Source organism: Streptomyces sp. NPDC058221 (assembly GCF_042882365.1).
Lineage (GTDB): Bacteria > Actinomycetota > Actinomycetes > Streptomycetales > Streptomycetaceae > Streptomyces.
Window position 1 is genome coordinate 1 of record NZ_JBHVWF010000163.1, and the last position, 16,425, is coordinate 16,425.

The window sequence follows — 16,425 nt, forward strand, 5'->3', positions numbered from 1 at the left end:
ACCGAGCTGTAGAGGAATTTAACCAACAAGGGAGCCCGTCGTGTTCGGCGCGATATGCCCTTCCTGCTGGGGTTGAACTTGTGATGTCGCCGGGTTACTCAGGCGGGCTTGATGGTCGGGCCGGCCTCGGCGAGTCAGCCGCCTACTAGGTGCTGCCGACGCCCGGTCGAACTCCCTCGCCAAGATCCGGGCATCAGTAGGGCTGAGCTCCCCGTGCGTCACGTTGATGTTGTCGGCCAGGTACTGATTTCCGTGCACCGTCTGATTGCCCTGGGTGAACGTCGCCATGGAAATACAATTCCCTCACCCAACTGTCGTTGAAGATGACTTGATGGCATCGATCCTGACCAGGGCACTTCGAGGAGCGGAGTGATGGAGGATCTTTTCAGCTGACGAACCCAATTGGTCCTCCACCACGTCAACGCCTCAGGAAGAACCGGCCATGATCGCACTGCGGGTTCTCAGGATGGTCCACCGTTGTGAAACCGACTCAACGCCGATCAAAGAAGATATACATCTCACGGAGAGCGGCTGAGTCGTCGTCGGCCTTGATCTTCTGGAGGCAGAGGTGGGTTCGTCGCCGTCCGATGAATCCGCCCTCGCGAAGGTCTCCTACGATCCGAGTTTCGCCTTCGGAGCCGCCTCAGCAGTGCGAAGCTGCCCGCCGCTTCACACTGGAGTGTGCCGCTGTCGATCCAGCCGACCGGCTCGCAGCCGCTTCCCATCGCCATTCGTTGTGCGTCACTGCCCAGGACAGCCGTGCTCGGTGGCCCACCGGCGAGCGGCTCGCGACCAGTCCCGTGAGACCGTCCGCACCCTCGCCTCATTCCTCGTGCGCGCATCACTCTCGCCGGCCTGGCCCTGGAGGGCTGGCGGGATCCTCGGGCCACGCGTGCACCGCCTCCACGACGAGTGGGGGTGATGGGGTGCCCGCTGGTCCCATCGGGGCGCGGCGACCGTCCTGTTCGAGCGCTTCCGCAGCGCTGAGAGCTGCGTCGATACCGCTCTCGTAGGCGACGATGTGCGACCACTCCCCGTCCGCTTCGATCGTGGGGCAGCCCCCGATCTCCTCAGATCTCGACCATGTGAGATGGAGAATCGAGTAGCGAGCGGGTGTATCGAGGTGGCGACAGAGCACGTCATCGTTCGACCACCGATGCGCGATCACCTCCAGCGGTGCCCCGAAGAACGGATGCGCCGGGTGCACCTCGGTCCTGAGCTCGCGCGACAGCGCCGCGTGGTCGAGGTTGCAGCCCCCGCTCATGTCGCACCAGTCGTCACCGAGCCCTGCGCCCCTGCCCGTATCCTTCATCTCGTTCATCGGCGGCGTTCCGCCTGCTCGTCGTAGTCCTTGAGCAGCATGGCCCGGCCTCTCTTCCGAGGTCGTCGTCGTCCAGGTACCTGGTGTCCCCCCTCTCGGCCCGCCCGCACCTCGGCTCACGACAGCACCCGTACGAGCGCGTCCAGCGTGCCGGCCCAGGCACTGTCCGTCGGTGTTCCGTAGCCGATGACCAGGGCCTCCCGGCTCGCCTCGGCGTCCGGGTGGCGGAAGAAGGACAGGCCCTGCACCGCGAGCCCCTGCCAGGCCGCGGCGCGGATCACCGCCGCCTCGCCGCCCTCCGGGAGTTCGAGCACGGCGTGCAGTCCGGCGGCGATGCCGCTGACCCGGATGGACGGGGCCCGTTCGGCCAGCGCCGCGACGAGCTGGTCGCGGCGGTTGCGGTAGCGCAGCCGTACGGAGCGCACATGCCGGTCGTAGGCGCCGGAGCCGATGAACTCCGCGAGGGTCAGCTGGTCCAGTGCGCTGGACGCCCAGTCGCTCGCCCCCTTCGCCGCGGTCACCTCGCCCACCATCGACTCCGGGACCACCATCCAGCCGAGCCGCAGCCCCGGTGCCAGGGATTTGCTGGCCGTGCCCAGGTACACGACACGTTCCGGGTCGAGTCCCTGGAGCGCGCCGACCGGCTGGCGGTCGTAGCGGAACTCCCCGTCGTAGTCGTCCTCCAGGATCAGGCCGCCGGTGCTCCGCGCCCAGTCGACCGCCGCGGCCCGCCGGTCCGGGTGGAGCGGCACCCCGGTCGGGAACTGGTGCGCGGGTGTCAGCAGCACCGCGCCGGCTCCCCGCATCCCGGGCAGTGCGCCGGTCCGGGAGCCGAGCGCGTCGAGCGGCAGACAGGGGATGCGCAGGCCGGCCTCGGTGAGCAGGCTCGTATGCACGTCCAGTCCGTACGACTCGACGGCCACCTCGCGCACCCGGCGCTCCCTCAGCACCTTCCCCATGAGCATCAGGCCGTGGACGAACCCGGCACAGAGCACGATGCGTTCGGGGTCCGCGTACACCCCGCGAGCACGTGACAGATAGCCCGCGAGCACGGTGCGCAGTTCGATGCGGCCGCGCGGATCGCCGTATCCGAGAGCCTCGTTGGGCGCCTTGGCGAGGGCGCGCCTGGCCGCCTTGAGCCATTCCGCGCGCGGAAACGTCGCCAGGTCGGGCGAGCCGGGCATCAGGCTGTACGCCGGTCTGCTGCGGGGCGGCCGGGAGCGCGGCGCCCTGGCCGCCTCCCTGCGCGGCTCGGCCCGCTGCGCCACCCGCGTGCCGGAGCCCTGCCGGGCGGTGAGCCAGCCCTCGGCGACCAGTTCCGCGTAGGCGTCGGCGACGGTGTTGCGGGCGATGCCGAGGTCCGCCGCGAGTGTGCGGGACGACGGCAGCCTGGTACCCGGAGCCAGTCGCCCGGTCCGGGCCGCCTCGCGCAGGGCGTCCATGAGGCCGGCCCGCAGCCCGGTGCCGCCGGTCGGGTCGATGTGCAGGTCGGCGCCGAAAGTGGCCCAGGGTTCTGTCATGAAAATGGACCATACAGCTGCGCCACCCCGCGCGTAGCGTCGCATCCATGACCACCAACGAGCACAGCCACGCAACGTCCGAGTACACGACCGAGCACACGCCCCGCATGCAGTGGGGTGAGCACGCCCCCGATGTCTACAAGGCGATGGCCCGGCTGGAGGCCGCGTCCCGCAAGGGGCTCGACCCGGTCGTGGCCGAGCTGGTGAAGATCCGGGCCTCACAGATCAACCACTGCGCGTTCTGCCTCGACATGCACTCCAAGGACGCGCTGGCGGCGGGTGAGTCCGTGGAGCGGATCGTGCAGCTCAGCGCCTGGGAGGAGTCGCAGCACTTCTACACGCCGAAGGAGATCGCGGCGATCGAGCTGACCGAGGCGGTGACCGTCCTGACCGACGGTTTCGTGCCGGACGAGGTGTACGCGAAGGCCGCCAAGCACTTCGACGAGGCCGAGCTGGCCCAACTCCTCGCGGCGATCATCACGATCAACGCCTGGAACCGGTTCTCCGTGGCCACCCGGATGGCCCCGGGGCACTACACCCCCGGCGACTTCCACAGCTGATCCGCCCGCACCCGGCGACGTCCGCGGCCGTTCCGCTCATCGCCGCCCCGCCCGCCCCGCCCCGCCTCGCCCAGGAGCCACTGCGATGACCGCGTCCGACCTCCGCGCCCTGCACCACGGCCGCACCCCCGGCGATCCCCTGGTCCTCCCCGGCCCGTGGGATGCCGCGAGCGCCCGCGTCCTCGCCGACGCCGGATTCCCGGCTCTCGCCACCCCGAGCGCGGGGATCGCGGCGTCGCTGGGCCACGAGGACGGTGCGACGCCCGCCGCCGCGATGTTCGCGGCGGTGGCCAGGATCGCCCGCGCCGTCCCCGTGCCCGTATCGGCCGACATCGAGGCGGGGTACGGGCTGGCGCCGAAGGAGCTGGTGGAACGGCTGCTCGATGCCGGGGCCGTCGGCTGCAACCTGGAGGACTCGGTGGACGGGGTCCTGATGGATCCGCAGCGGCAGGCGGACCGGCTGGCGGAAGTGCGGGCCGTCGCCGGGGAGCGGCTCTTCGTCAACGCGCGTATCGACACCTATGTCCACGGCGTCCCGGAGGGCACGGACCAGGAGGCGGAGACCGTGCGGCGTGCGTTGCTGTACGCGGCCGCGGGCGCGGACTGTGTCTATCCGATCCTCGCCCCGCCCGAGGCGCTCCCCCGCCTGGCCGCCGCCGTGCCCGTACCGCTCAACGCCCTTGCCCTGCCGGACGGTCCGGGCCCTCGGCGGCTCGGGGAGCTGGGCGCCGCCCGGATCACCTTCGGTCCCGGGCTCCAGCACCGGGCGATGGCGGCCCTGCGCCGGATCGCCGACGAGCTGCGGGCGGACTGACCACCGGACTGACCGCTCGCCCACCGAGGCGAAGCCCATCGAGGCGAAGCCCACCTCGGGAACGCGAACGCCCCCGGCAGCGACTGCTGCCGGGGGCGGAGGCGTACCCGCGAACGGGTGGGTGGATCAGATGAGGCCGAGCTCGCGGACCGCGTCGCGCTCCTCGGTGAGCTCCTTCACCGACGCGTCGATGCGCGCACGGGAGAACTCGTTGATGTCCAGGCCCTGGACGATCTCGTAGGCGCCGTCCTTCGTGGTGACGGGGAACGACGAGATGATGCCCTCGGGCACACCGTACGAGCCGTCCGACGGGATGCCCATGGAGGTCCAGTTGCCCTCGGCGGTGCCATTGACCCAGGTGTACACGTGGTCGATGGCGGCGTTCGCGGCGGAGGCGGCCGAGGACGCGCCACGGGCCTCGATGATCGCGGCGCCGCGCTTGGCGACGGTCGGGATGAAGGAGTCGGCCAGCCAGGCCTCGTCGTTGACGAGCTCGGCGGCGTTCTTGCCGGCGACCTCCGCGTGGAAGATGTCCGGGTACTGGGTGGCCGAGTGGTTGCCCCAGATCGTCAGCTTCTTGATGTCGGAGACGGCGGCACCGGTCTTGGCGGCCAGCTGCGAGATCGCGCGGTTGTGGTCGAGACGGGTCATCGCGGTGAAGCGCTCGGCCGGTACGTCCGGGGCGGCGGCCTGCGCGATGAGCGCGTTGGTGTTGGCCGGGTTGCCGACGACGAGGACCTTGATGTCGTCCGCGGCGTTGTCGTTGATCGCCTTGCCCTGCGGCTTGAAGATGCCGCCGTTGGCGGAGAGCAGGTCGCCGCGCTCCATGCCCTTGGTGCGCGGGCGGGCGCCGACGAGCAGGGCGACGTTCGCACCGGCGAAGCCGACGTTGGCGTCGTCGGTGATCTCGATGTTGCGCAGCAGCGGGAAGGCGCAGTCGTCGAGCTCCATCGCGGTGCCCTCGGCGGCCTTCAGGCCCTGCGGGATCTCCAGGAGACGCAGGTTGACCGGCACGTCCGGGCCGAGCAGGTGGCCGGAGGCGATGCGGAAGAGCAGCGCGTAGCCGATCTGGCCGGCTGCGCCGGTCACGGTGACATTCACGGGAGTGCGGGTCATGGCGATCTCCGTTAGACAGCTGGCGGTGGGGGCTCCTGGCCCCTGGTGCTGGACATCCCTGAATCTTGATGTGAAGAGATATCCAGCGGTCAGGCTATCCGACCCGGAACCCCGTGGCCGCCCGGCCCCCTGTGGCACCGCACACAACCGGTCACTCCCCGCTCACCCGGCACTCCGGCTCAGCCGGACGCCTCGGCCGTGCATCCCTTCGTGCCGGTCGCGAGGATGGCGCACGCCTTGACGTCGGCGATCCGCCGCACGGCGACCATCGGTGTGTACGTGTCCACCGCGGCGGACACCGTGCCGTCCTGCCCCGCCCCGCCCGCGCTGATCCGTACCGTGTCGCCGGCGGCAGCCTTGGAGATCCGGGCCCACGCCGAGGCGCAGGTCTTGCTGTAGCGCACCTCGACGAGGCTTCCGCCGACGGTGGCGCTGGAGATCGTACGGACGTGGTCGCCGCCGCAGCCCATCTTCTCGGGGTCCTGTCCGGCGCAGTCGGTGCCGCTGCAGCCGACCCCGGCCGGCAGCTTCGGCGCACTGGCCGTCGGCGACGGGGAGGAGTCGGCTGCCCTGTCGGCGTCGGAGTCGCCGCCGGAGCCGGTCAGCAGCACCACACCGGTCACCGCAAGCAGGACCACCACCGCGGCGGCGGCGACCACGAGCCGCTTCCGGCTGCTGCCGCCCTCCGGGCCCCGGCCGCCGTCGGCGTGCGGGGGCGGCTGCCCGGGTGCGCCGGCGAAGCCTCCGTGGACGTCGACCGCGGGCGGCAGCCCGGGACCCGCGCCCATCGCCGGTTCCGGCCGGGCCTGCGGCTGCTGCGGCAGCCTCGGGACGCTGCCGCGCTGGAGCGGTACGGACGGCGGGCGGCCCCCGTCGGTCACGCCCGGTGCGGTGCCCGCCCCGCCATCGGCCATGCCGACACCACCGGAGGGACGACTCCTGCCGTGACCGCGCGAAGGCTGCCCGTTCTCACCGAGCGCGGCCCGCGCCTGGGTTATCCGGATCGCTTCCATCGTCATGTCGTGGCGCATCTCGGCCCGGCTCCAGGCCCGCTCCGCCAGCTCCCACATGGTGTTGAGGTGCACGTGGTTGGTGCCCGTCACCTCGGCTAGCGCGACGATGGCGCCCCTGGGGGCGAGCAGCCGCCCGTTCAGATACCGCTCCCACGAGGTCTTGCTGTACCCCGTGCGGTCGGCCACTGCGGCGATGCTCAGGCCGCTGCGGTCGACGAGTCTGCGGAGCTGGCCCGCGAACTCGCGTACCTGTGGGTCGAGATCCTCCGGCAGTGCCTTCCAACGAGGCATTACTTCCCCCTACTTCCCACTTCACTTCGTATCGGCTTCCGCTGCCCCCGGGCACACCCGGGACATCGCACGCCGCCCTGCCCCCTGTCCGGAAGCGGTGGTCTCCCGTTCCGGACTACCCAGGTAGATGCGCGAACGCAGACTGCCAGTTCCTTCGGAGGGAGCGCACGGTTGCACTCGGAAGTCCGGCCCGCACCGTCGCGCGCCGCTGCCTCGCCCTGCCGGCCGTCTGCCCGGCCGTCTGCCCGGCCGTCTGCCCGGCCAGTCTGCCACCGTTGCCTGACGATCACACCGTGGCGGAATGGTCACTTCCGTGCCACAGGCCCCAGCCATCCCTTGAACAGGCGTGCCCCAACCACAAGGCTGGAACCAGGACGGGGCAAGGCCGCTCAAGTCGCCGTATTCCGGAGCTTTTCGCTCCGGCGTGCCCCGCCCCCGGTGTCCGTCCCTTCTCGGGGGAGGGGATGGACACCGGTTTCGCGGCCTGGCCGGCCGGGCGGGTTCAGCGGATCGTGAAGTGGACCGCGTTCTCCAGGAACGGGATGTCCAGCCACGGCTTGGGCTGCGCCATCATGGCCAGCATCACGATGAGGACGCCCAGCAGTCCGTACGTCACCAGGTCGGTGAAGCGGGAACGCACCGCGAGCATGCCCACCGAGGGGATCACGAGGCGGAGCACCGCACCCCCGACGAGCGCCACGCCGATCAGTATCGTGCCGATCCGGAAGGCCTCGGCGAAGGGGTCGGAGGCGACGATCAGCAGGCCGACCCCTGCCGTGCAGAGGACCGCGAGCAACGGCCACTGACGAGCGGGCGCCGGAGCGTCCCCGCCCGCCGCCCGGCCGCCGCCCTCGGGGCGCGCGGTGTCCTGGGTGAGCGACGTCCGCGACCGCCCCGCCACCGGGGCCGCGGCGGAACCGGGTGCCAGGTGACTGCCGGTGCGGCCCCCGTCCTGACCGTCACCGGACTCCGCTGACGCGCCGTCGCCCGGTTCCGCCGACGCGCCTCCGTCCTGCCCGACCGACCCGCCCTCGTCGGATTCGGCTGACACGGCGGCTCCGTCCTGGGCCGTTGACGCACCGTCGGCCGAAGCCTGTGCCGGGGCGTCGGCAGCACCGTCGGCCGGGGTCTCAGCAGCGCCGCCGGCGGGGACTCCGGCCGCGCCCCCGGCCTGATCGGCGGCCGGGCCGTCCGCAGCGGCCGCGGCCCGGTCGGCCGGACTCGTACCAGCACCCATGGGGTTCCTTCCGGTTCTGATCAGCCTGCGGACGGGGCGGAGTCGCGCTCGGCCGCCTCGACCACGTTGACGAGCAACTGGGCACGGGTCATCGGGCCGACACCGCCCGGGTTCGGCGAGATCCACGCGGCGACCTCGGCCACGCCCGGGTGGACGTCACCGACGATCTTGCCGTTCTCGTCCCGGCTGACGCCGACGTCGAGCACGGCCGCGCCCGGCTTCACGTCCTCGGGCTTGATGATGTGGGGCACCCCGGCGGCAGCGACGACGATGTCGGCCTGCCGCAGGTGGGCGGAGAGGTCACGGGTGCCGGTGTGGCACTGGGTGACCGTGGCGTTCTCGGACTTACGGGTCAGCAGCAGCGGGATCGAGCGGCCGATGGTGACACCGCGTCCGACGACCACGACATCCGCCCCGTTGATCTCCACACCGTGGTGACGGAGCAGCTGGACGACACCCTGCGGGGTGCAGGGCAGCGGGCCCGCCTCGTTGAGCACGAGCCGGCCGAGGTTCATCGGGTGCAGACCGTCGGCGTCCTTGGCCGGATCCATCAGTTCCAGGACGCGGTTGGTGTCGATCCCCTTGGGGAGGGGCAGCTGCACGATGTACCCCGTGCACTCGGGGTCGGCGTTGAGCTCGCGTACGACGTCCTCGATCTCCTCCTGGGTGGCGGTGTCGGGCAGTTCACGTTGGATGGAGCCGATGCCGACCTGGGCGCAGTCCTTGTGCTTGCCGTTCACGTACCACCTGCTGCCCGGGTCGTCCCCGACCAGCAGGGTTCCCAGGCCGGGGGTGACACCCCGGGCCTTGAGGGCCGCCACGCGGACGGTGAGATCGGACTTGATCGCGGCTGCGGTGGCTTTGCCATCGAGAATCTGGGCAGTCATGGGGGCATTCTCGCGGATGACCCCGCCCACGGACCAATTCCCGGTGCACCCGTGGACACAAGGTTGCAATTGGACAACTTCCCCTGCCCGCAGCTGGACAACCTTATGATCCGCTTATAACGATGAAGGCCGCAGTGCCGCAGATGTACCCGGGGGGCGGACCGCTGACCTTTTCTTTCCTCCGCGCGGCCGCATTCGTCCCCGTACGTCCCCGTTGGAGGAACACCCCAGATGAGCTTTGGCGACCCGAACCCGAACAACCCCTACGGACAGCAGCCGGGCCAGCCGCCGCAGGGCCAGCCGGGATACGGCTACCCGCAGCAGTCTCCCCAGGGCGTGCCGCCGCAGGGCCAGCCCGGCTACGGCTACCCGCAGCAGCCCGGCGGTCCCCAGGGACAGCCCGGTTACGGCTACCCGCAGCAGTCCGGTATGCCGCAGGGCCAGCCCGGTTACGGCGGCATGCCGCCGTTCGCCGGGTGGTGGAGCCGTTTCGCCGCGATCCTCCTCGACTGCATCGTCATCGCCGTCCCGTACGGCATCCTCGTCGGCATCGGTGCCGGTATCGGCGGCGGTGCGGGTTCCGCGATAGCCATGCTCGGCATTCTTGTCGGCATCGGTCTCGGCCTCTTCAAGCTCTACAAGGAGGGCACCACCGGGCAGTTCATCGGCAAGAAGGCCCTCGGCATCAGCCTGCTGCGCGAGGCCGACGGCCGGCCCCTGGGCTTCGGTATGGCCTTCGTCCGCTACCTCGCCCACTTCGTGGACAGCGTCGCCTGCTACATCGGCTGGCTGTGGCCGGCATGGGACCCGAAGAAGCAGACGTTCGCGGACAAGATCTGCTCCACCGTGGTGGTCAAGGTCGGCTGACCTTCCTCCCGGACGGACCCGAGGGCCGTAACTCCACGCGATCCGCGCGGAGTTACGGCCCTCGGTCGTGCGGCGGGAAGTGTGCCCGCAGCCCGGACGGCTCAGTGGAAGAAGTGCCGGGTGCCCGTGAAGTACATCGCCACGCCCGCCTTCTTCGCGGCCTCGACGGCCAGCTCGTCGCGGACCGAACCACCCGGCTGCACCACGGCCTTGACGCCGGCGCCGGTCAGGATCTCCAGCCCGTCAGGGAAGGGGAAGAAGGCGTCGGAGGCCGCGTACGCGCCCCGCGCCCGCTCCTCGCCCGCCCGCTCGACGGCGAGCTTCGCGGAGTCGACACGGTTGACCTGACCCATGCCCACACCGACCGAGGCGCCGTCCTTGGCGAGCAGAATCGCGTTGGACTTGACCGCGCGGCACGCCTTCCACGCGAAGGAGAGCTCCCTGAGCTCGTCGGCGGAGAGCGCCTCGCCGGTGGCGAGCGTCCAGTTGGCCGGGTCGTCGCCGTCGGCCTGGAGGCGGTCGGTGACCTGGAGCAGCGCACCGCCGTCGATCGGCTTGACCTCGACCTCGGCCGACGGGGCCTCGGGGCAGCGCAGCACGCGGATGTTCTTCTTGCGGGACAGGACCTCGACCGCGCCGTCCTCGTACGCCGGGGCGACGATGACCTCGGTGAAGATCTCCGCGACCTGCTCGGCCATGGCGACGGTCACCGGCCGGTTGACGGCGATGACCCCGCCGTACGCCGACAGCGGGTCACAGGCGTGCGCGTTGCGGTGCGCCTCTGCGACGTCGTCGGCGATGGCGATACCGCACGGGTTGGCGTGCTTGATGATCGCGACGCACGGCTCGGCGTGGTCGTACGCGGCCCGGCGCGCGGCGTCGGTGTCCGTGTAGTTGTTGTACGACATCTCCTTGCCGTGCAGCTGCTCGGCACCGGCCAGACCACCGGCGCCGGCGGTGTAGAGCGCGGCGGGCTGGTGCGGGTTCTCGCCGTAGCGCAGGACGTTCTTGCGCTCGTACGTCGTACCGAAGAAGTCGGGGAAGCCCGAGTCGTCGGCGGCGGCGTAGTCGGCCGCGAACCAGGACGCGACGGCCACGTCGTACGCGGCGGTGTGCTGGAAGGCCTCGGCGGCGAGCCGCTTGCGGGCGGTCAGGTCGAAGCCGCCGGCCTTGACGGCGGCCAGCACGTCGGCGTAGCGCTCGGGGCTGGTGACGACGGCCACCGACGGGTGGTTCTTGGCGGCGGCGCGGACCATGGAGGGGCCGCCGATGTCGATCTGCTCCACACACTCGTCGGCCGAGGCGCCGGAGGCGACGGTCTCCTTGAACGGGTAGAGGTTCACGACCACCAGGTCGAACGGCTCCACGCCGAGCTCGGCGAGCTGCTCGCGGTGGGCTTCCAGGCGCAGGTCGGCCAGGATGCCGGCGTGGACGCGCGGGTGCAGCGTCTTGACGCGGCCGTCGAGGCACTCGGGGAAACCGGTCAGCTCCTCGACCTTGGTGACCGGCACACCGGCGGCCGCGATCTTCCCGGCGGTGGAGCCGGTGGAGACCAGCTCGACGCCGGCCTCGTGCAGACCGCGGGCGAGGTCTTCGAGCCCCGTCTTGTCGTAGACACTGACCAGGGCGCGGCGGATGGGCTTATTCACCGACATGATCGAGATGAACCTTTCGTCCCTCAATGCGATAGCCGTCACGGGCGAGCCGCCCCACGGCCTCGACGAGCAGCTGGCGCTCGACTTCCTTGATGCGTTCATGGAGAGCTGCTTCGCCCTCCGGGGTGTCCTCTTCGGTCACCTCGACCACGCCCTGCGCGATGATCGGACCGGTGTCGACGCCGTCGTCGACGAAGTGGACGGTGCACCCGGTGACCTTCACGGCGTACGCGAGCGCGTCGCGTACGCCGTGGGCACCGGGAAAGCTGGGGAGCAGGGCGGGGTGGGTGTTGATGAACCGGCCGCCGAACCCGGCGAGGAACTCCTTGCCCACGATCTTCATGAAACCGGCGGACACCACGAGGTCCGGGCGGTGCGCGGCGGTGGCCGCGGCGAGGGCCGCGTCCCACTCCGGCCGCGAGGCGTGGTCCCTGACCCGGCACACGAAGGTGGGAATTCCGGCCCGTTCGGCACGCTCGAGACCGGCAATACCGTCGCGGTCCGCACCGACCGCGACCACCTGGGCGCCGTACCCCTCGGGGTCGTCGCCGATCGCGTCGAGCAGGGCTTGGAGGTTCGTACCGGAACCGGAGACCAGCACCACCAGGCGGGCCGGAGCGGCGGAGGAGAGCGGGGAGGCCACGGCTGGGCCCTTTCTCGCGTGTGGAGCGGTTCGAAGCGGCCGGACCGCCTGCCGCATCGCGGGAGCAGCGGCACGGCGGCCATGCTGTTTGTGCGGTCGTACGAAAGAATCACGCACCGCGATACGGGGAACTCTACGAACGAGCCGACCGTCAGCAACGATACCGGCACCTTGCGAGGCCCTTGCGTGACGGGGGTGAGGGACCGGCGGGACTCCGGCTCGGACACGAGCGGGCGGTCCGGGTGGCAGCTGTCGGCCACCACGCCTGTACTCCCAGCTTTCGGCCCCTCCTCGCCGGGAGGTAGCGTCAGGTGACAGCGAACCGTCCACAGGGCGGAAATGACGAGATGGGGAAGACGTTCACCATATGCCGGACCGACGCCGCCGCACCGCCTTCCGCCACCCGCTGCCCGAGCGGACCTCACTGCTGATGCGGGAGCGCCAGTCCCCCACGCCGGGCTCTTCCTCTTCCTCCCCCTCCTCCCCTTCCTCCTCTGCGCCGTCGGGGTCCTCCGGATCCGGCCCCGAGGACGACAACCCCTTCGCGCCGCCGCCGGAGAACCGTCCCGACCAGCCGTGGCAGCCGCGCCGCCCGGCCAACGGCGGCGACGGCAACGGCGAGGACAACGGGGACGGCGGGGGTGCGCCCGAGGACGGATCCCAGGACAACCGCCCCGTCTGGGGCAGCCAGTGGAGCAGCCACCAGCCCGGACGCCAGAGCGGCGGCTTCGGCGGCGGGCCCGGCGGATCCACCGGGCCGAACGGGCAAGGCGGCGGCAGGGGTGGCCCGGAGGGCAGCTCCGGGCGTATGCGCTGGGACCCGACCGATCCCGTCCAGCGCCGCGCACGCTATGCGCTGCTCGCCGGCATGTGGGCGTTCTTCTTCGCGATCTTCGATCTCCCGGAGATCGCCCTGCTGCTCGGTGCGCTCGCGACCTACTGGTCGATCAGCGCGCTCCGCGCCAAGCCGAAGGAGTCGTCGGCGACAGGCGCTGCGGCCCGCCCGGACCCCTTCGGGCCGGGGCCGGCCCAGGTCACCGAGTCCGGTCCGGCTGCGGGGCCGGACCAGACACCAGCGGCCCCCTCGGCCGCACCCGGCGCACCGGTCGCCACCTCCGCCCAGCGCGGCAGCCGTCAGCAGAAGACCGCCGCCGTCAGCGGTCTGGTGACTGCGCTGGTCGCCCTGGCGATCGTCGGTACGTCGTTCACCGTGCAGCTGGTCTACCGGGACTACTACACCTGCGTGAACGACGCCCTCACCAAGTCGGGCCAGCTGTCGTGCAACGATCTGCTGCCCAAGCCGCTGGAGCCCCTCTTCGGCGTCAAGAAGTAGCGTCCGGCGGGCTGACCGGTCCGGCCTCCGCCGGCCGGTCCGCCCGCTCGTCGGCCGCCGCGTGCCAGGGGTCGGTCGGCAGGAAGTCGTACAGCTCCAGGTCCTCGTCGCCCGGGCCGCCCCCGCCGGAGACGATTCCGGAGCCGGGTGCGAGCACGGATACGGAGCCTTGGCCGGGTACCGGATCCGCCTCGGTCCCCCCGCTCTCCTGTTCCGCCTTCGGGCCGCCCCGCCGCGGCCACCACCTGCGGCCGGCCGATGCCGCCGACCCTTCCTTCGCCTCCCCCTGCCTCCTCTTCGCCGCATCCGCTCCCGCCGCCGGCTGCTCGGGGGCGGTGCGTCCACGCAGTCGCCAGGCCCGCAGCAGCAGCGCCGCCGGGACGCCGAGCGCCGCCGTCCAGACCAGGGCCGCCGCCCCCGTCAGCCACCACACGGGGCCGAACTCCGACAGCGCCCGGGTCCCCAGCGGCCCCCCGGCCGCCGCCGCCAGCAGCGCCGCACCGATCCCGCATCCCACCGCCCCCAGTACGACGGCGAGCACGGTCTCCCGCATGCTCCAGGCCTCCTCGCGCTCGCCGTGGGCGGGGGCCGCACGTCGTACGGTGAACCAGGCGACCGTCAGCGCCGCCGCCACCGGGACCGCCGCGGTCGCCCAGTTCAGCGGCGCCCCCGCGCCCTCGGCCGGCATCGCGGCCAGCAGCGGGAAGTCCGGCAGCGCCGGGCGGCCCTCGAAGGCGACCGGGCCGACCGTGGACGCCGTCCCGAGCGCGAATCCGGGCCCGAGCCCGTAGGCCGCGCCCCACACCGCCGCGTTCGGCACTAGCAGCAGCGCCAGGAACAGCACCGCGAACCGTCCGGCCCAGTCGCCGGAGAGTCGCAGGAACGAGTCCTGGACCGGATCCGCGTGCCACACCAGCGCCGCCGCCACCACGAGTGCGCCGCCGCCCAGCAGGACCATCACCCCGGCGGCCGCCGACCGGCCCACCACCTCCGCCCGTCGCGCGAACCGGGATCGCGCCATCGCCTCGTGCAGCCGCACCGGCGCCCAGGACGGCGGCGGTCCGAGCGGGCGCCCCGAGGCCGTCCAGACCCCGGCCGCCGCCGCTGCCGCCACCACCGGGACCGAGGGGAACAGCAGGGACAGCGGCTCGGCGGACATCGAGGCGCCCCGCGCATAGAGCGCGACCGCACCCCCCACCAGCAGGTATCCGCCCGTCACCAGGCCGAACGCGGCCCGTGGCGAGGGAGCGCCACGTCCCTCGTCGGGCTCCAGCACATCCCGGGCCGCCCGGTGCACCAGCCAGACCGGCAGGGCACCCAGCAGCAGCGGGACGACGCCCACGGGGGCCGGGGCCCCCGTCAGGGTGTCGGTTCTGATCAGTTCGGCGCCGTGGGCGAGCAGCCAGAGGCCGGCGGCCGTGTGGAAGGCCTCGACGGGGCCGCTGTCGGAGGCCGGGGAGCTGATCCAGAGCACCATGACGAGCACGGCGATGGAGCCCAGTCCGAGCCCCGCGGCAAGCGCCCCGCGCAGCAGCGCCGAGGCCAGAACGGCGGGTCGTCCCTGCTCTGCCGACAACGACGGGCTGCGTTCGGTCACTTGGGTCACGCCGCCATGCTCCCAACGACACGCGCTTAATCCATGTAACGGGCGAATGACCGCTGTGTCGCTCAATATACGTTTATGTACTTTTTCACCCAGTGCAGGCCGGGCGGGGAGCATTCATGACACAGAGCACGACCGGCACGGCAGCCGCCCATCCGCTCCCGTCACCCAAGGAGCGCCGCAGGCTGCGGGAGGCGAAGTCACTGAGTGAGGAGCAGGTCGCAGCGGCCGTCGGGGTCACCCGGGCCACGGTCCGGGCCTGGGAGACGGGCCGCACCAGTCCGCGCGGGCGCAAGCGCGAGGCGTACGCCCGGCTGATCGGAACCGCCGATCCACAGCCCGCACCACCCGCCGAAAGCGTCAAGCCCGACACCCCGAACACGCGGTCGAAGGCTGCCGTCGAACGGGAGTCCCTCCCGCCGGCGCCCGCCTCATCCGTACAGCAGGCCGAACCGGCGGCTCCCTCCACGCAGCCGGCGACGCCGTCACCCGGGTCCCGCCCGCCGACCCCCGTCGAAGCCACCGGGAGCGAGGGAGTCATGGCCACGACCGATCCCGGCATCACACCTGAGCCACCTGGAGCAGCAGCGGCGGCAGAGGCGCCCGAAGACCCTGCCGGGGCCGGAGACCCTGCGGGGACCGAGGCCGGAGCCGGGCCCACACCCGACGAGGCGTTCGACGCCCTGTACCGGCACACCGCCGCCGCACTGTTCCGCCAGACCTATCTGCTGACCGGCCGCCGCAGCCTCTCCCGCGAGGCCGTCGCCAAGGCCTTCGATCTCGCCTGGCAGCGCTGGCCGGAGGTGGCCGTGGACCGGGACCCGGTGGGCTGGGTGCGGGCGGCCGCCTACGAGCACGCGATGTCGCCGTGGCACCAGCTGCGCCGCGAACACCGCCACCCCGATCCGCCGCCCGAGGCGGCCGGCCCCCGCGCACTGCTCGACGCGCTGCTGGCCCTGCCGCCCTCGTACCGGCGCACGCTGCTGCTCCACGACGGTGTCGGTCTCGGGCTGCCCGAGACCGCGGCGGAGACGGAAGCGAGCACCCCGGCGGCTGCCGGGCGGCTGATGACCGCTCGGGCGGCCGTCGCCGAGCAGCTGCCCGAGCTCGCGACGTCCGCGACACCGGACGAACAGTCCGCACTGCTGCACGAGAAGCTGGGCACCCTCGCCCTCGCCCAGCCCGCGTCCTCACTGCCTGTCCCGGAGCTGATCCGTACGGGCAGCGAGCGCAAGGCCCAGCTCTGGACCCGGGCGGCCATCGCGTTCACCGTGCTGCTGATCGGCCTGACGCTGATCACGCTGGCCACGGCCCCGAGGAAGTACGAGACACCCCAGTCGCCCGCGCAGAAGGTCGGCGGGGTGCCTCCGCTCGGAGGTCCGCAGAAGCTCACGCCTCAGGACAAGAAGCTGCAGAAGAAGCTCGGCGGCGAGCTCGTGAACGGTCCGGCCCGGCTGGTCCCCGGGGTGCACTGAGCCGGGGTGCACCGAGCGGGGTGCACCGCGCCGGAGCGCCGCGCCGGAGCGCCGCGCCGGAGCGCCGCGCCGGAGCGCCGCGCACAAGGA

14 protein-coding genes are annotated in these 16,425 nt (G+C 71.9%); 5 read left to right on the forward strand and 9 right to left on the reverse strand.

The annotated features are described in order from the left end of the window. Positions 1–841: 841 nt before the first annotated feature. Positions 842–1,321, reverse strand: a complete 480-nt coding sequence (locus ACFVW8_RS33540) for a hypothetical protein (RefSeq protein ID WP_389696782.1) — start codon at positions 1,319–1,321, stop codon at positions 842–844. A 116-nt stretch (positions 1,322–1,437) separates the two neighbouring features. Further along, a complete protein-coding gene (locus ACFVW8_RS33545) occupies positions 1,438–2,841 on the reverse strand; it encodes a PLP-dependent aminotransferase family protein (RefSeq protein ID WP_389696784.1) in 1,404 nt (467 codons plus the stop codon). A 47-nt stretch (positions 2,842–2,888) separates the two neighbouring features. Between ACFVW8_RS33545 and ACFVW8_RS33550 the strand changes: the two genes are divergently transcribed. After that, positions 2,889–3,401 (forward strand): carboxymuconolactone decarboxylase family protein, encoded by a 513-nt coding sequence (locus ACFVW8_RS33550; protein WP_389696786.1) that lies wholly within the window; start codon positions 2,889–2,891, stop codon positions 3,399–3,401. An 85-nt stretch (positions 3,402–3,486) separates the two neighbouring features. Then, entirely contained in the window at positions 3,487–4,215 is a 729-nt protein-coding gene (locus ACFVW8_RS33555; protein WP_389696788.1) for an isocitrate lyase/phosphoenolpyruvate mutase family protein, read from the forward strand. 126 nt (positions 4,216–4,341) lie between these two features. On the opposite strand, the gene ACFVW8_RS33560 is transcribed toward ACFVW8_RS33555, so the two are convergent. From ACFVW8_RS33560 to ACFVW8_RS33575, 4 genes are all read right to left on the reverse strand, one after another. Next, positions 4,342–5,331, reverse strand: coding sequence for a malate dehydrogenase (locus tag ACFVW8_RS33560; RefSeq protein ID WP_389696790.1), 990 nt, complete (start codon positions 5,329–5,331; stop codon positions 4,342–4,344). 179 nt (positions 5,332–5,510) lie between these two features. Beyond that, a complete protein-coding gene (locus tag ACFVW8_RS33565) occupies positions 5,511–6,635 on the reverse strand; it encodes a helix-turn-helix domain-containing protein (RefSeq protein WP_389696792.1) in 1,125 nt (374 codons plus the stop codon). Positions 6,636–7,137: 502 nt separating this feature from the next. Continuing rightward, entirely contained in the window at positions 7,138–7,872 is a 735-nt protein-coding gene (locus tag ACFVW8_RS33570; protein ID WP_389696794.1) for a DUF3017 domain-containing protein, read from the reverse strand. A 20-nt stretch (positions 7,873–7,892) separates the two neighbouring features. After that, positions 7,893–8,759 (reverse strand): bifunctional methylenetetrahydrofolate dehydrogenase/methenyltetrahydrofolate cyclohydrolase, encoded by an 867-nt coding sequence (locus ACFVW8_RS33575; protein ID WP_389696796.1) that lies wholly within the window; start codon positions 8,757–8,759, stop codon positions 7,893–7,895. A 231-nt stretch (positions 8,760–8,990) separates the two neighbouring features. Here ACFVW8_RS33575 and ACFVW8_RS33580 point away from each other — a divergent pair, with 231 nt between their 5' ends. Then, positions 8,991–9,626 carry an RDD family protein gene (locus ACFVW8_RS33580; RefSeq protein ID WP_389696798.1) on the forward strand — a complete coding sequence of 212 codons (636 nt, stop codon included), beginning with the start codon at positions 8,991–8,993 and terminating at the stop codon, positions 9,624–9,626. Between the two features lie 101 nt (positions 9,627–9,727). Here the strand turns inward: ACFVW8_RS33580 and purH are convergent, their stop codons facing one another. Together purH and purN are read right to left on the reverse strand one after the other, a co-directional pair. After that, entirely contained in the window at positions 9,728–11,281 is a 1,554-nt protein-coding gene (purH, locus tag ACFVW8_RS33585) for a bifunctional phosphoribosylaminoimidazolecarboxamide formyltransferase/IMP cyclohydrolase (protein ID WP_389696800.1), read from the reverse strand. After that, complete coding sequence (gene purN, locus ACFVW8_RS33590) at positions 11,268–11,924, reverse strand: phosphoribosylglycinamide formyltransferase (RefSeq protein WP_389696802.1); 657 nt, start codon at positions 11,922–11,924, stop codon at positions 11,268–11,270. The genes purH and purN overlap by 14 nt, the downstream gene beginning before the upstream one ends. Before the next feature lie 367 nt (positions 11,925–12,291). Here purN and ACFVW8_RS33595 point away from each other — a divergent pair, with 367 nt between their 5' ends. Beyond that, on the forward strand, positions 12,292–13,257 hold the full coding sequence (locus ACFVW8_RS33595) for a hypothetical protein (protein ID WP_389696804.1): 966 nt from the start codon (positions 12,292–12,294) through the stop codon (positions 13,255–13,257). Here ACFVW8_RS33595 and ACFVW8_RS33600 read toward each other — a convergent pair. Next, positions 13,247–14,854 carry a DUF6350 family protein gene (locus ACFVW8_RS33600; RefSeq protein WP_389696808.1) on the reverse strand — a complete coding sequence of 536 codons (1,608 nt, stop codon included), beginning with the start codon at positions 14,852–14,854 and terminating at the stop codon, positions 13,247–13,249. The genes ACFVW8_RS33595 and ACFVW8_RS33600 overlap by 11 nt on opposite strands. Positions 14,855–14,979: 125 nt before the next feature. Here ACFVW8_RS33600 and ACFVW8_RS33605 point away from each other — a divergent pair, with 125 nt between their 5' ends. Next, positions 14,980–16,335, forward strand: a complete 1,356-nt coding sequence (locus tag ACFVW8_RS33605; RefSeq protein WP_389696806.1) for a helix-turn-helix domain-containing protein — start codon at positions 14,980–14,982, stop codon at positions 16,333–16,335. Positions 16,336–16,425: the final 90 nt, after the last annotated feature.

What these genes read in the sequence shown, in the direction of transcription:
- purH (WP_389696800.1), bottom strand. Translation starts at nt 11,281, where the DNA reads ATGTCGGTGAATAAGCCCATCCGCCGCGCCCTGGTCAGTGTCTACGAC.
- ACFVW8_RS33580 (WP_389696798.1), top strand. Translation starts at nt 8,991, where the DNA reads ATGAGCTTTGGCGACCCGAACCCGAACAACCCCTACGGACAGCAGCCG.
- ACFVW8_RS33575 (WP_389696796.1), bottom strand. Translation starts at nt 8,759, where the DNA reads ATGACTGCCCAGATTCTCGATGGCAAAGCCACCGCAGCCGCGATCAAG.
- ACFVW8_RS33595 (WP_389696804.1), top strand. Translation starts at nt 12,292, where the DNA reads ATGCCGGACCGACGCCGCCGCACCGCCTTCCGCCACCCGCTGCCCGAG.
- ACFVW8_RS33565 (WP_389696792.1), bottom strand. Translation starts at nt 6,635, where the DNA reads ATGCCTCGTTGGAAGGCACTGCCGGAGGATCTCGACCCACAGGTACGC.
- ACFVW8_RS33560 (WP_389696790.1), bottom strand. Translation starts at nt 5,331, where the DNA reads ATGACCCGCACTCCCGTGAATGTCACCGTGACCGGCGCAGCCGGCCAG.
- ACFVW8_RS33550 (WP_389696786.1), top strand. Translation starts at nt 2,889, where the DNA reads ATGACCACCAACGAGCACAGCCACGCAACGTCCGAGTACACGACCGAG.
- ACFVW8_RS33540 (WP_389696782.1), bottom strand. Translation starts at nt 1,321, where the DNA reads ATGAACGAGATGAAGGATACGGGCAGGGGCGCAGGGCTCGGTGACGAC.
- ACFVW8_RS33555 (WP_389696788.1), top strand. Translation starts at nt 3,487, where the DNA reads ATGACCGCGTCCGACCTCCGCGCCCTGCACCACGGCCGCACCCCCGGC.
- ACFVW8_RS33605 (WP_389696806.1), top strand. Translation starts at nt 14,980, where the DNA reads ATGACACAGAGCACGACCGGCACGGCAGCCGCCCATCCGCTCCCGTCA.
- ACFVW8_RS33570 (WP_389696794.1), bottom strand. Translation starts at nt 7,872, where the DNA reads ATGGGTGCTGGTACGAGTCCGGCCGACCGGGCCGCGGCCGCTGCGGAC.
- ACFVW8_RS33545 (WP_389696784.1), bottom strand. Translation starts at nt 2,841, where the DNA reads ATGACAGAACCCTGGGCCACTTTCGGCGCCGACCTGCACATCGACCCG.